The 13,876-nt window shown below is 57.7% G+C and carries 11 protein-coding genes and 1 pseudogene; 10 read left to right on the top strand and 2 right to left on the bottom strand.

Going from position 1 to position 13,876, the window contains the following annotated elements:
• Positions 1-233 precede the first annotated feature (233 nt).
• The 4 genes from hemA to AC13C0_RS15515 are packed head-to-tail and all read left to right on the top strand — an operon-like array spanning position 234 to position 4,230.
• Positions 234-1,523: a glutamyl-tRNA reductase gene (hemA, locus tag AC13C0_RS15500; protein WP_117619740.1), complete on the top strand. Its 1,290-nt coding sequence runs from the start codon at positions 234-236 to the stop codon at positions 1,521-1,523.
• A complete protein-coding gene (gene prfA / locus AC13C0_RS15505; protein ID WP_117619741.1) occupies positions 1,520-2,608 on the top strand; it encodes a peptide chain release factor 1 in 1,089 nt (362 codons plus the stop codon). Before hemA ends, prfA begins: the two co-directional genes overlap by 4 nt.
• A complete protein-coding gene (gene prmC / locus AC13C0_RS15510) occupies positions 2,598-3,494 on the top strand; it encodes a peptide chain release factor N(5)-glutamine methyltransferase (RefSeq protein ID WP_117619742.1) in 897 nt (298 codons plus the stop codon). Before prfA ends, prmC begins: the two co-directional genes overlap by 11 nt.
• Entirely contained in the window at positions 3,484-4,230 is a 747-nt protein-coding gene (locus tag AC13C0_RS15515; protein ID WP_117619743.1) for a molybdopterin-synthase adenylyltransferase MoeB, read from the top strand. The genes prmC and AC13C0_RS15515 overlap by 11 nt, the downstream gene beginning before the upstream one ends.
• Positions 4,231-4,422: 192 nt before the next feature.
• Here AC13C0_RS15515 and phrB read toward each other — a convergent pair whose 3' ends face one another.
• Entirely contained in the window at positions 4,423-5,826 is a 1,404-nt protein-coding gene (gene phrB, locus AC13C0_RS15520; RefSeq protein ID WP_117619744.1) for a deoxyribodipyrimidine photo-lyase, read from the bottom strand.
• Between the two features lie 178 nt (positions 5,827-6,004).
• Here phrB and AC13C0_RS15525 point away from each other — a divergent pair, with 178 nt between their 5' ends.
• The 6 genes and pseudogenes from AC13C0_RS15525 (at position 6,005) to AC13C0_RS15550 (ending at position 10,614) form a co-directional block, all read left to right on the top strand.
• Positions 6,005-6,814 (top strand): hypothetical protein, encoded by an 810-nt coding sequence (locus tag AC13C0_RS15525; protein WP_117619745.1) that lies wholly within the window; start codon positions 6,005-6,007, stop codon positions 6,812-6,814.
• A gap of 24 nt (positions 6,815-6,838) precedes the next feature.
• Positions 6,839-7,726, top strand: coding sequence for a mechanosensitive ion channel family protein (locus AC13C0_RS15530; RefSeq protein WP_482954659.1), 888 nt, complete (start codon positions 6,839-6,841; stop codon positions 7,724-7,726).
• Positions 7,707-8,198 (top strand): ATP-dependent zinc protease family protein, encoded by a 492-nt coding sequence (locus tag AC13C0_RS15535; protein WP_482954660.1) that lies wholly within the window; start codon positions 7,707-7,709, stop codon positions 8,196-8,198. Before AC13C0_RS15530 ends, AC13C0_RS15535 begins: the two co-directional genes overlap by 20 nt.
• Before the next feature lie 3 nt (positions 8,199-8,201).
• Complete coding sequence (rimK, locus tag AC13C0_RS15540) at positions 8,202-9,107, top strand: 30S ribosomal protein S6--L-glutamate ligase (protein WP_117619747.1); 906 nt, start codon at positions 8,202-8,204, stop codon at positions 9,105-9,107.
• Positions 9,108-9,110: 3 nt separating this feature from the next.
• Positions 9,111-10,175, top strand: coding sequence for a succinylglutamate desuccinylase/aspartoacylase family protein (locus tag AC13C0_RS15545; RefSeq protein ID WP_117619748.1), 1,065 nt, complete (start codon positions 9,111-9,113; stop codon positions 10,173-10,175).
• A gap of 14 nt (positions 10,176-10,189) precedes the next feature.
• Positions 10,190-10,614, top strand: a pseudogene (locus AC13C0_RS15550) (secondary thiamine-phosphate synthase enzyme YjbQ).
• 7 nt (positions 10,615-10,621) lie between these two features.
• On the opposite strand, the gene AC13C0_RS15555 reads toward AC13C0_RS15550, so the two are convergent.
• Positions 10,622-13,858 (bottom strand): type I restriction endonuclease subunit R, encoded by a 3,237-nt coding sequence (locus AC13C0_RS15555; protein ID WP_341581419.1) that lies wholly within the window; start codon positions 13,856-13,858, stop codon positions 10,622-10,624.
• Positions 13,859-13,876 lie beyond the last annotated feature (18 nt).

Raw genomic sequence — 13,876 nt, forward strand, 5'->3', positions numbered from 1 at the left:
CTGTCGAAAACGCATCAGAAATAACCACTCTCCAGCCCCTTTTTTTGAGGTAGATCGGGTTCCGGCCTCGGCCGAGCCCCTATAATGGCATAAGCGCCTGATCTTGCCCAACCTGTCCGCACTTGCCGAAGCTGCAGCGGTTTTGGGTGGCAGCTCCGGCCTCTGGCCGTTAAAATGGCTGGTAATTGCGCGTATTTCACCGCTCATCGGCAAAAAGGTTGTACAACCACGAAATGGCACTGGTAACGCTGGGAATCAATCATCGCACGGCCCCTGTTGAATTGCGGGAGCGGGTGGCGTTTACGCCCGAGCGCATGGCGGAGGCGTTTGCGGAACTCCGGGCGACCTCCGGTGCCAGCGAGGCGGCCATCCTTTCCACCTGCAACCGCACCGAACTTTACCTGGCTGGTGATGACGATTGCGCCCCCATGGTACTTCGCTGGCTGGCCGGGTTTCATGATCTGGACGCCGCCGAGCTTGAAGAAGTGCTGTATGTGCATCGTGACGGCGACGCGGTACGGCATATGATGCGTGTGGCGGCCGGCCTTGACTCCATGGTGCTGGGCGAGCCGCAGATTCTCGGGCAGCTCAAGGATGCCTACTCCCTGGCCCGGGAGAACGGCGCCAGTGGTTCCTTCCTCTCCCGGTTGTTCGAGCACACCTTTTCTGTGGCAAAGCGCGTGCGTACCCAGACGGCCATTGGCGAGAACCCCGTTTCTGTGGCCTATGCGGCCGTGAGCATGGCTCACCATATCTTTGCGGACATGTCCCACAACAAGGCGTTGCTGATTGGCGCCGGCAAGACCATTGAGCTGGTGGCCCGCCACCTTGCGGATGCCGGAGTGAAAGATTTCCTGGTGGCCAACCGTACCTTGGAGCGGGCGCAGGCGCTGGCTGAATCCCGTGGCGGCAAGGGGATTGTCCTCTCCGAAATTCCGGACCACCTGGCCGATGTTGACATTATTATTTCTTCCACCGCGAGTCCGCTGCCGATCCTTGGCAAGGGCGCTGTTGAGCGTGCCCTGAAGAAGCGCAAGCACCGTCCCTATTTCATGGTGGATATTGCGGTGCCCCGGGATATCGAACCGGAAGTGGCCTCGCTGGCAGACGTCTATTTGTATACCGTCGATGACCTGCGCCAGGTCATCGAAGAAAACATCCGTTCCCGTGAGGGCGCTGCCCGGGAAGCGGAGAATCTGGTGGCTGCAGGGGTTCAGGATTTTCTGAACCAGCTGAGGGCACTGGATGCGGTGTCTACCCTCAAGCAGTTCCGTCAGCGCGCTGAAATACTGCGCGATGCCGAGACCGAAAAAGCCCTGCGCGCCCTGCGCAACGGAACAGACCCCGAGACCGTGCTGCGCAGCATGGCACGGGGGCTTACCAACAAACTCCTGCATGAACCTTCTGTTCAGGTTCGCAAGGCCACGACAGAAGGTCGGACCGAGGTGACAGAGTGGCTGCGTGAGTTGCACCAGCTGGATGCACTGGACGCGGACGCGACGACTACCCCGGAAAAACTATGAAGCCATCGATCCAGTCCCGCCTCGAGCAGCTTACAGAACGTTTCGAGGAAGTCAGCGCGTTGCTCAGCGATTCCTCCACCATCTCGCAGCAGGACAAATTCCGGGAGCTTTCCCGGGAGTTTGCCGAGATTGAGCCTGTTGTTCATTGCTTCCAGGCCTGGCAAGAGTCGCTCGATGATATCGAGGCTGCCAGAGAGCTGGCGAAAGATGGCGACGCAGACATGCGGGAGATGGCCGAGGAAGAGCTGAAACTCGCGCAGCAGAAAAACCAGGAGCTGGACGAGGAACTCCAGCGCCTGATGTTGCCGAAAGACCCCAATGACGGAAAGAACGTGTTCCTTGAGATCCGCGCTGGCACCGGCGGAGATGAGGCGGCCATTTTTGCCGGGGATCTGTTTAAAATGTATCTGCGCTATGCCGAGCGTCGCCGCTGGCAGGTTGAAGTGCTGAACGAGAGTGAGGGCGAGCACGGCGGGTACAAGGAACTGATTGCCCGGGTCGCCGGCGACGGAGTCTACGGTGCCCTCAAGTTTGAGTCCGGTGCTCACCGGGTGCAGCGGGTGCCGGAAACGGAATCACAGGGCCGTATCCATACCTCGGCCTGCACGGTGGCGGTAATGCCAGAGGCCGATGAGGCCGAGGCCATCCAGATCAACAAAACGGATCTGCGGGTGGACACCTTCCGCTCGTCAGGCGCGGGTGGTCAGCACGTGAACAAGACCGACTCTGCCATCCGGATAACCCACCTGCCCACCGGCATTGTGGTGGAGTGCCAGGAAGAGCGTTCGCAGCACAAAAACCGGGCCAAGGCCATGAGTCTGCTGGCATCCCGGCTGCAGAATGCGGAGACTGAGCGACAGCAAAAGACCATGGCTGAAACCCGCAAAAGCCTTGTTGGCAGCGGGGACCGCTCAGAGCGTATCCGTACCTACAACTTCCCTCAGGGCCGGGTAACGGACCACCGGATTAATCTGACGCTCTACAAACTCGATGAAGTGATTGCCGGTGATCTGGATGCGGTGATTGTGCCGTTGCAGCAGGAGCACCAGGCGGAACTGCTCGCCTCCCTCGCCGATGACCAGTAAACCCTCACTGACCTGTGAAGCACTTATAAATCAGGCTGCTGATCGCATCAACAGTGATTCTCCAAGGCTGGATGCCGAGCTGCTGTTAAGCCACATCACCGGGCTTGGCCGGACCAGCTTCCGGGCCTGGCCGGAGCGCGAAGTCACTGAATCACAAGCTGAGACATTCGAAGCGCTGGTGGCAGAGCGCGTTGCCGGCACGCCGGTGGCCTACCTGCTGGGACACCAGGAGTTCTGGTCGCTGCCACTGAAAGTAAGTGCTTCCACCCTGATTCCCCGGCCGGATACCGAATGCCTGGTGGAGACCGCCCTGGGTTTACCGTTACCGGAACAGGCCCGGGTTCTGGATCTTGGTACCGGTACGGGCGCCATTGCATTGGCTCTGGCCAGTGAACACCCGGGCTGGCGGATAACGGCGTGCGATGAGGTGGACGAGGCGGTGGAGCTGGCACGGGAAAATAGCAGATTGCTGGCTTTGCCGGTTTCGGTGGTTAACAGTTCCTGGTTCTCGCAGCTGGAGCCCGCCCGTTTTGACCTGATTGTCTCCAATCCACCCTATATACCGGGCAGCGACCCTCATCTGGGTGAAGGCGATGTGCGTTTCGAGCCGGCCTCGGCTCTGGTTTCTGGTACTGATGGTCTGGATGATCTCCGGTTGATTGTGACACAGTCGCCGGACTGGCTGGTTGAAGGTGGCTGGTTGTTGGTGGAGCATGGTTTTGATCAGGCCGGGCCGGTGGCGGCGCTGTTCCGTGATCGGGGCTTCGCCGAGGTGCGAGGCCTGCAGGACTATGGCCGCCGGGACCGGATGACCCTGGGAAAATGGCGTTCGGCTGCCGGGGCGAACGGCTCCGCTTCCAACAACGGAGATGCAGATGCTCAGTGACGACGAACTATTGCGCTACAGCCGGCAAATCCTGATGCCGCGGTTCGATATTGCCGGCCAGGAAAGGCTGAAATCCGCCCGGGTGCTGGTGGTCGGCGCAGGCGGCCTGGGGTGCCCGGTTGGCCTCTACCTGGGCGCAGCCGGTGTGGGGCAGCTCAGCCTGGTGGATGACGACAACATCGAGCTGGCCAATCTCCAGCGCCAGATCGGTTTTGAGCAGAACCAGCTGGGCGAATCCAAGGCGGAAAGCCTGGCTGGCCGTATTCGCCGGATCAATCCGCTGGTGTCGGTGACTGCCCTGAATCAGCGCCTGGAGGGCGAGGAGCTGGCCAGGCAGGTTGAGGAAACGAGCCTGGTGGTGGACTGCAGCGATAACTTCAGCACCCGTTTTGCTCTCAATCGGGCCTGTGTGGCGGCGAAGGTGCCTCTGATTTCGGGTGCGGCCATTCGCGGTGAAGGGCAGCTTTCGGTGTTTGACAGCCGTCAGCAGAGCAGTCCCTGTTATCACTGCCTGTATCCGGAGCAGGGCAATGAGGATCTGACCTGTTCGGAGGCAGGGGTGATTGCGCCATTGGTGGGGATGATCGGTTCAGCCCAGGCCATGGAAGCCATCAAGGTGATATCTGGTGTGGGTACGCCTCTGGTTGGCCGGCTGTTGATTCTGGATGCCTGGGAGATGCAGTGGCGGGAAATGAAGCTGGTTCGGGATCCTTCCTGCCCTGTTTGCTCGGAGTAGCTCTGTGAGTTGAGCTGGCAGTCCAACTCTCGGGCTGCAGGGTCGGGGACGGCCTTCCCAAAACACGCTCCTTGCGGCACGTCCCTGTGACGCTTGGGCTCCGCCATCCATGGCTCCGCACAGTTTTGGGAAGGCCGTCCCCGACCCTGCGTCATAGCTCTGCACTCTGCGGCGGTCCGCCTCGTTGTTTTTTTAGTTCTTCAGTGCCTGAAACCTGGCGATTGCTTCTTTCCTGCTTTCTTTCAGATCAACGATCTGCCTCGGATACCCTTTCGGAATAACACCACTTTTCGCGCCCGGATCATGAATCCGTTTGTTGTCCAGTTTGGCCAGTTCAGGAATCCATTGGCGGATGAATTCGCCGTTGGGGTCGAAGCGTTCGCTTTGGGTGACCGGGTTGAAGATGCGGAAGTAGGGCGCGGCGTCGGTGCCGGTGGAGGCGCTCCATTGCCAGCCGCCGTTGTTGGAGGCCAGGAATCCGTCTGCCAGCCGGGACATGAAGTAGGCCTCGCCCAGGCGCCAGTCGATGAACAGGTTTTTGGTGAGGTACATGGCGGTGATCATGCGCAGGCGGTTGTGCATCCAGCCGGTGTGGTTGAGCTGGCGCATGGCGGCGTCGACGATAGGCACGCCGGTGTTGCCGGTTTTCCAGGCGTCGAAGTTGCCGCCGGGGTGATTCCAGGCCAGGGCTTCGGTTTCCGGTTTGAAGGCGCGGTGCATGCTGATCCGGGGGTAGTGGTACAGGATGTTGATGTAGAAATCCCGCCAGGCGATTTCGTTGATCCAGGTAACCAGGCCTTCCTGGTTGCCGCCCATGCCCTGGGCCTGTTTTGCGGCCAGCAGGCATTGGCGGCCCGAAAGCACGCCGTTTGCCAGGTAAGGGGAGAGCTGGCTGGTTCCTTCGATGGCGGGGAAGTCCCGTTCGGCTTTGTAGTTGCCGCCGCGTTCCTGCAGAAACCGTTCGAGCTGGTCGTGGGCGGCGTCTTCGCCGGTTGGCACCAGTGGCTTCGGCGCGTTCCGGAACGCTTCCGGAATGGTGTCGATTTTTTCAGGCTGCACTGAATTGCCCCGGGCTTTCGGAGCCGGGAACAAACCTGGGTGGGTTTCGTCGATCCAGCTGCGCCAGCGCCTTGAGAAGGGGGTAAACACCGAGTAGGGCTCGTTCTGCTGGGTGAGGATCTCGCCCACCGGTGCAACGGTCTGGTCACGGTATTTGCACACGCGGATGTTCAGGTCATCAAAGCGGTGCTTGATGGCCTTGTCCCGCTTGCGCTCGTTAACGCCGTACTCTTCGTTAAAGTGCAGCGTTTTAATGCCGTGTTCAGCGCAGTGGCTTTCCAGTTTACGGATGCTGTCTTCAAAGCGTTCGGCCTGGATAAAGGCGAGCGGTATGCCCAGTCTGGCCAGTTCCCCGGAGAGGGCATTGGTGTGGGCTATCACAAACTGCACGCGAGCCGGTGACCAGTTGTGTTCCTGCCACTGGCCCGGGGTGAGAATAAAGCAGGCGCGCACGTGTTCGGCGCCCTTGCAGGCCGCCGTGAGAGCCGGGTTGTCGGCAACCCGGAGATCGTTTCTGAACCAGACCAGTTGTGTCATCCGTAGTCCATAGTCGTCTGAGGAATTGGTGTAGGGGTAATTACAGCCCGGTGTTTCAATAAAATCACTGACTTGGATATTCGCCCGGGGTGGCGGATTGGATTATAGTAAAGTCACCTTTGCCTACGATTTCGCCTGCACTTCAGGCTGCAGCGTTTCAGGGAGTTTTGTGCCGGGAATGGAGAATAACACTGAAGGCCGCCGGGACGGCGTCTGGGCCCAGCCATACTCTCTGGCCTCCGGGCAGACCCAGTATCACCAGCTGGGCCACATTCGTTTGTGGGTTACCTTGCTGGACCTGGAATGGCAGATCCGTTCTGAAGCGCTGGAGCTGGATGCCGATCCCGCCAGCTGGACGGAAACCATTGGTCACACCCTGCCGGCAGCTACGGTCCCCGTGCAACGGTTTATCCGGGAGGATGAGTCGTCGACGGTCACGTTTGTGCCGGCCGTCGCCAACCGGCCTACCGTGATACGTCCCTACCAGCCCCTTACGATTCCAGCGGGCGGGCGCTGCACGATTTATGTGGGGACGCCTGTCTGGATGAAGGTTTGTGTGGGTGAAAACCAATCCCTGTTAACGGAAATCCCCCTCGCACTTCCCTCCCTGACCTGGGTGGGGAAGAACACCATGGAGGGAGAGCTCTGTTATTCCTCAACGAGTTTCGCGCGGCTCGTGCTGGAAGCTGTCCCCAAACGACCCTGGCGGGCGGTGACTCCGGTTACCCTGATCAACCGGCGCTCCGAACCTCTATTGCTCGAACGCTTCAGTCTGCCCACCCCGTTGCTTTCGCTGCATCGGAACGAGCGTGGGCAGCTCTGGACGCCCGGGGTAATGGTGGAGGTGGAGACGGATATGAATTCCGCCAGTCTGCATGTCGATGAGTCAGTGTTGGCAGCTGCGGGAACCTGCCGGCCCGTGGCGGACGCCAGGGAAAAACTGACCCGTGGTCGCCTGGTGCGGGCTTTCGATCGGGTGTTTGGTTAAAACGGATCTGACGGAGTTGATGCTTTGCTAGAGGCAATTGAAACAGGCGTTTTGAAAGTGTTCACCGACATCGCCTGGGGCCAGTGGCTCAGTTCCGCCTTTTTGTTGGTGCTCGGGCTCTTTCTCGCCTCGCTGGCCGCCCGAAGCGTTTCCAGATTTATGGCGCAGCGGTCCTCCCGCCACCACACCGTGATGGTGCGGCGGCTGGTGTTTTACGTCATCGTTGTCGTGTTCAGTATCGCGGCGCTGAGGGAAGCCGGTTTCTCTCTGGATGTAGTGCTGGGCGCCGCCGGTATACTCACCGTGGCCATCGGTTTTGCGTCACAGACCTCTGCGTCCAACATGATCAGCGGTCTGTTTCTGCTGGTTGAGAAGCCCTTTGAAATTGGTGATTTTATTGAAGTGGATGCCACCTTGGGTGAAGTCATTGGTATCGATATGCTCAGCGTGAAACTGCGCACCCCGGACAACCTGTATGTGCGTATTCCCAACGAAACCCTGATCAAGACCCGGGTGGTCAACCGTTCCCGGTTCCCGATCCGTCGGCTCGACCTGACCGTCGGGATTGCCTACGCTGAAGATGTGGAGCGAGTGGAGGCACTGCTTTTGGCGCTGGCTGAGAAAGACCCGCACTGCCTTGAGGAGCCCAAGCCTTTTACGCTCGTGACGGCGTTTGGTCCGTCTTCCGTGGATCTGCAGTTTTCCTTCTGGGTTCCAAAGGAAAAGGTGCTCGAAGGCCGGAGTGGCATGATGGTGGCGATCAAGAAAGCGCTGGACCGTGAAGGCATTGAAATTCCGTTCCCCCATACCAGCGTTTATGCGGGTAGCCATTCGGAGCCCTTCCGTGTTCAGCTGTTGGGGCCGGAAAAAAACACAGAAAAGGATCTCCTGGATGCCGAGAAAGACCGCTGAAGTCATCAAAACCGTTGCCGCGACACCCGCCGAGAATAAGGTCAGCCTCGGCTGGCGAGAGTGGGTGGCTTTACCGGACCTGGATATCGGCCGTATCAAGGCGAAGATTGATACCGGTGCCCGAACGTCCTGCCTTCATACATTCCGCACCGAGCCATACACCGAAAACGGTGAGCGGCGGGTGCGCTTCTGGGTGCACCCAGTACAGAACGATCTGCACCATGTTGTGGCGTGCGATGCCAGAGTCCTGGATGAACGAAATGTCTCTGATTCGGGAGGGCACAAGGAGATGCGCCTGGTGATTGAAACCACGCTGGTTGTCGGTAGTCAGAGCTGGCCTATTGAAATGACATTGACCAACCGTGATTCCATGCGGTTCCGGATGCTGCTGGGCCGGACCGCCATGGCCGGGCGCTCAGAGATCTATCCCGAAGCTTCCTATCTTGCCGGTGAGCCGGCCCCTAAGGACTGAAAAATGAAAATTGCAGTATTGTCGCGAAACCGCCACCTCTACTCGACCCGCCGCCTGGTTGAGGAAGGCATTAACCGTGGCCATGAAGTAAAGGTTATTGACTGCCTTCACTGTTCCATGAATATCACCTCAGCCAAGCCGCAGATCCACTACCACGAAGAAGTGCTCGAGGATTTCGATGTGGTGGTCCCCCGGATCGGTGCATCGGTTACCTTCTACGGCACGGCGGTATTGCGCCAGTTCGAGATGATGGGGGTATTTCCGGTCAACGAATCCGTTGCCATCACCCGTTCCCGGGATAAGTTGCGCTCGCTGCAGTTACTGGCCCGCAAAGGTGTCGGGATGCCGGTGACCGGTTTTGCCAACAAACCCGACAACGTACCGGAGCTCCTGAAAATGGTGGGGGGCGCGCCGGTGGTCATCAAGCTGCTGCAGGGAACCCAGGGCATTGGCGTGGTTCTGGCAGAAACCCGGAAGGCGGCGGAAAGCGTTATCGAAGCCTTTATGGGGCTGAAGGCCGACATTCTGGTGCAGGAGTTCATCAAGGAAGCCGGTGGTGCCGATATCCGGTGTTTTGTGATTGGTGACAAGGTAATAGCCGCCATGAAGCGACAGGGCGCGGAGGGGGAGTTCCGGTCCAACCTGCATCGGGGAGGCAGTGCCTCTCTGGTGCGGATAACGCCGGAAGAACGCCGGACAGCCATTACCGCGGCGAAGTCCATGGGCCTGAATGTGGCCGGTGTCGATCTGCTGCGTTCCAGTCGTGGTCCATTGGTGATGGAAGTGAATTCATCCCCCGGCCTTGAAGGCATTGAGAATGCCACAGGCAAAAATGTGGCGGGTATGATCATCAGTTGGACCGAGAAGAACCAGCAACCCTGGAAAACCCGGACCAAGGGGAGAGGCTAGAACATGGCCCGTGCGCCTTTTGAAATTGCCGGTACCCAGATCAAGGCCGGCACCCGGCAGACCGTTGAAGTGCCGGTGGCCAAACTCTACACCCACACGCCGCTGCATATTCCGGTGGAAGTGGTACATGGTCGCCGGGGTGGGCCCGTTCTGATGGTGTGTGGTGCCATTCACGGGGACGAAATCAACGGTGTGGAGATTGTCCGCCGCGTGCTGACCAATTCCGCCCTGCGGCATCTGCGAGGCACCCTGGTGGCGGTGCCCATCGTCAATATTTTCGGGTTCGTGCAACGCACCCGTTACCTGCCGGACAGGAGAGACCTGAACCGGTGTTTCCCCGGCAGTGAAACCGGTTCCCTGGGTGGTCGTATTGCGTATTTGCTGCGCACGCAGATCATGGAAAAGGTTACTCACATCATTGACCTCCATACCGGTGCCATCCATCGGTTCAACCTGCCGCAGATCCGGGCGGAACTGAAAAACCCGGAGACCACCCGCATGGCGGAGGCCTTTGGCGCACCGATCATTATCAACGCCGGCTTGCGGGACGGCAGCCTCCGTGCCTACGCCGATTCCCAGGATATTCCGGTGGTCACCTTCGAAGGTGGTGAAGCCCTGCGGTTCGACGATGTGGTGATTTCAAGCGGCGTAAAAGGTGTGATCCGGGTGATGCGGGAACTGGAAATGATTCCCGCCAAGAAGGGCCCGAAGGCGCCGAGAAAGCGCTCGGAAACCGCGGCCAACTCCCAATGGGTGCGAACGGACACAGACGGTATCATGCGCCCGGTGGCAAGCCTGGGCCAGAAGGTACGCAAAGGCCAGAAACTGGCCATGGTGGCGGACCCGTTCGGAGAGTCCGAAACCGCCGTGCTCTCGCCCTGTTCCGGCATCGTTATCTGCGTCAATAACCTGCCGCTGGTGAACGAAGGCGAGGCCATCTACCACATTGCCCGGTTCGATGAACTCAGTGAGGCGGAAAAGGCCATGGATTATTTCCGCAGTAGCTACGAGGGAGATGTGGGCGACGATGTGATTCCCGTTCATCCCTGGGACGACCGACAGAGATAATCACGAGGTTCGCTATGATCTGGGATCAGACCTTCATTGAACTGGCACCGCTACCTCGCGGGTTTCACCTGGTAACCAATGAGATCATTGCCCAGGCGCCGGAGCTCACCAACTGTGAAGTTGGGCTGCTGCATCTGTTTATCCAGCACACCTCCGCGTCCCTGGCGGTGAACGAGAACGCCGATCCGGATGTACGGGGCGACCTGGAGCGCCACTTCAACGTGATGGTGCCGGAGAATGCGCCATACTATGAGCATGTGATGGAGGGGCCGGACGATATGCCGGCCCACATCAAGAGCATCCTCATCGGCCCGTCCCTGATGCTGCCTGTAAACCATGGCCGCCTTGCCCTGGGTACCTGGCAGGGGTTTACCTGTGCGAGCACCGGGACCGGGCCGATGGCCGCCGGATTGTGGCGACACTGCAGGGGCGGTGGTAATCGTTACTTAATTGTAGATAGGTGAGGGTACGGAAGGGTAAGCCCGATAAACATGGAGAAACACTTTTTCGGTAAGCACTGAAATCTCTTCATCTTCGTAGTCATCGACAGGAAGTCCGGTTCTATCATCGTAGAGAAAATCAAAAATTTGTTGTTTGACGGCATCGCGGGTCGATTCTTTTTGCCGCCAGTTGGCAATCTTTAATCTTTCTGATTTCAGGGTATCGAGTAACGACGCCGCTACTTTCTTGATTCTGGAAATATCCTTCTTTGGCAGATCCGGCTTGCTCAACAGATCAAACAGAGCCAAAGACTCCTCATCCAAACCCTCGCGTACGGCCCGCTTTTCTTCCTCTGACAGTTCTCTGTCCAGTTTCAATAGAGCTTCGAAGGTATTTTCGATGACAACCTGGTCTTTCTCCTGGTTGTACTCTTTCACTAGCTCTTCGTAATGCCGCTGATAATTCGTCCGCAGGGGATTTTGCATCATCAGTCGCGCCAGCTTCTTCTCAACAGCATGTTTTAAAGATTGCACTGTTGTATTTTTCTGGGTGGAGCGGGCGAATTCCTGGCGCAAACGCTCAAAGTCGATCTGACTGATATCATATAACCGCTTCTCTTCGTTATCGGACTTGGTCACGTCCTCCCGGGTGCCAATATGGGCATCAACTATCCCATAAAGGTCTTTCATTACCTCTGAAATATCGGCTTTTTCCTTGTCAGCCTGCAGGCTCTTATAAAGAACGTTGATGGCATCACGGGTATCCCGGTAGGTGTTGATGCCGGGCACGTTAATGCAGGCTTTGAACTTGTTGAACACTTGCCGGGCCAACACTTCGAACCGTTTGCGGGTTTCGTCGTTCTGGTTGATGACTTCCTTGGCCTCGGCGATGGTGGCGTTCTTCCCGAATCCCGTTTCTGTCACAATCCGGTCAAGCTCAAAGCCCCGCTGGCGGAAGAACTCGACGACAAAACTGATGGATTCGTTCAGGCTCTCCAGAAGTTCCGCATTAGGTTTTGCCGGTTCCTGCTCGTCCTGCTTGCCATCATGGCCTTCATCTCCAGTGCCGGCGAAGGTGGCCAGTGCGTTACGCAGGTTTTTCAGGATGCCGCAGTAATCAACAATCAAGCCGTTATTCTTGCCCTCGGCAACGCGGTTTGCGCGGGCAATGGCTTGCATCAGGGTGTGGGCTTTTAATGGCTTGTCCAGATACAACGTTGCTAGAGTAGGCACGTCAAAGCCTGTCAGCCACATGGCGCAGACAATGGCCACGCGGAACGGGTGCTCCGGTGACTTGAATGCCTCCTCCATACCAAGCCGCGAGCCGTCATCCAGGGCAAAGCCGGTTTTCATCAACTGACGATGGGGTTTGATGTCGAGCCCCCATTTCTCGAACTTGGCAACTTCTCCCTGTTCCTCGGAGACCACAACCGCAATCAGAGTTTCTTTCATCCATGCCAACTGGCGTTCGCGCCAGGCCAGATCCTGTTCGTCCGTTGCTTCTTTCAATGACTTTTCTTTGGCTCGGATTTCTTCCTGCCAGTAGAAAACAATGAGTTTGTGCATCCGCACGCAGGTTATCTTGTCGATGCACACGAACATGGCTTTGCCGGTTTCCCAGCCATTGGCGTAATGCGTTACAAAATCCCTGGCAATCTGATCAAGCCGGCTGCTGGCGGTGATGATGTGGTAGTCCCGTTTGAGCTCCCGTTCCAGGCGCTGCTGAACGTCCAGATCGTCAATCTCGAGCTCATCCAGTTTTTCTGCAATCTTCTCATTCAGGCCTTTCGGGTCTGCCACGCTGTGCCGGTTGCCGTCGTCGTCCGTGAACAGCAATTCCTCACCCCGGGCATCGTAATACAGAGGCACTGTAGCTTTATCTTCCACCGCCCGCTGGAAATCATAGGTGGAGATATAGTCACCAAAGACTTTCTTGGTGATCTCGTCGTCCTTGAACAACGGTGTGCCGGTGAAACCGATGAAGCTGGCATTGGGAAGGGCGTTCCGCATATTCAGGGACAGGATGCCGTACTGGGTCCGGTGTGCTTCATCGGTCACCACGATAATGTCATCGCGGCCGGAGTAGGGGTTCTCCGGGTCCACCTTCTGGTTAAACTTCTGGATCAACGTGAACATGAAGGCTTTTTGTTGCCCGATCAGCGCTTTCAGGTCCTTCCCGTTTTCGGCTCGGCAGGGGTCTCTGTCGTTGTCGACCAAACCACACCCAGCAAAGGTTTTGTAGATCTGAGTGTCGAGATCTTCCCGGTCGGTCAGCACCACGAAGGTGTAGTTGCCGCCGAGTTTCCGGTGAACCATCTGGGCGAAGAACACAATGGAGTAGGACTTGCCGGACCCCTGCGTGTGCCAGAACACACCCAGTTTTCCCGAACGTTCCTGCCGGTGTTTTACCGCTTCGATGGCTCGGGTTACCCCAAGGTACTGATGGTTCCGGGCGACAATCTTTACCAGCCGGCCTGAACTTTGGTCGAACAGGGTAAAGTTCTCGAAAATGTCCATCAGATTGTGTCGGGTGCAGGTGCCCTTCAGCAGGGTTTCCATATCAACGACACCGGCATCATCTTCTTTCAGGCGCTTCCAGTCGTTGAAGTGCTCGAATTTGCTTGAAACCGAGCCAACCCTTGCATCAATGCCGTTGCCCAGAACGATAAAAGCGTTGTGGTAAAACAGATGGGGCACCGTGTCTTTGTAATCGGCCAGATTTTGCTCATAGGCCGCACGGATGTCTTTGTGGACGTTTTTTACTTCCATGAATAGCAGGGGAATGCCGTTCACAAACCCGACCAGGTCCGCCCTGCGGCGGTAAATATCACCCTTTACCCAGAACTCGCGCACCAGCAGAAAGTGGTTGTTGGTGTAGTCGTTGAAGTCGAACAGTCTCAGCCGTTTCTTTACCCGTTCACCTTTGTCGTTCAGAAAGCTCACCTCAACGCCGTTCTTTTGCAGGGCGTATTTCCCCCGGTTTACCGCCAGAATGTTGGCTGTTGCCGGGATCTCGGTCACGATTCGCAGGGCTTCCTGATAGGCCACCTGCGGCAATCCGGGGTTAAGTTCGACCAGCTTTTCCCCCAGATAGCGGGTTAGCACCACCTCACGTTCAGAGGTACGGCCAAGGTCGCCTTCCTTACCCAGGCGCTCATGCATGCCCATGACGGATTCATTCCATTGGAGTTCATTCAACAGATAATCGGCTGTTACTTCCTGAACCAGGGTTTCTTCAGTCATGGCTGTAACAACGGCATC

The organism is Marinobacter sp. B-21, from assembly GCF_056857895.1.

Bases quoted from the DNA above. Each gene is read 5' to 3' on its own strand.
- hemA (WP_117619740.1), top strand. From the start codon at position 234: ATGGCACTGGTAACGCTGGGAATCAATCATCGCACGGCCCCTGTTGAA.
- prfA (WP_117619741.1), top strand. From the start codon at position 1,520: ATGAAGCCATCGATCCAGTCCCGCCTCGAGCAGCTTACAGAACGTTTC.
- AC13C0_RS15545 (WP_117619748.1), top strand. From the start codon at position 9,111: ATGGCCCGTGCGCCTTTTGAAATTGCCGGTACCCAGATCAAGGCCGGC.
- phrB (WP_117619744.1), bottom strand. From the start codon at position 5,826: ATGACACAACTGGTCTGGTTCAGAAACGATCTCCGGGTTGCCGACAAC.
- prmC (WP_117619742.1), top strand. From the start codon at position 2,598: ATGACCAGTAAACCCTCACTGACCTGTGAAGCACTTATAAATCAGGCT.
- AC13C0_RS15525 (WP_117619745.1), top strand. From the start codon at position 6,005: ATGGAGAATAACACTGAAGGCCGCCGGGACGGCGTCTGGGCCCAGCCA.
- AC13C0_RS15515 (WP_117619743.1), top strand. From the start codon at position 3,484: ATGCTCAGTGACGACGAACTATTGCGCTACAGCCGGCAAATCCTGATG.
- rimK (WP_117619747.1), top strand. From the start codon at position 8,202: ATGAAAATTGCAGTATTGTCGCGAAACCGCCACCTCTACTCGACCCGC.
- AC13C0_RS15555 (WP_341581419.1), bottom strand. From the start codon at position 13,858: ATGACTGAAGAAACCCTGGTTCAGGAAGTAACAGCCGATTATCTGTTG.
- AC13C0_RS15535 (WP_482954660.1), top strand. From the start codon at position 7,707: ATGCCGAGAAAGACCGCTGAAGTCATCAAAACCGTTGCCGCGACACCC.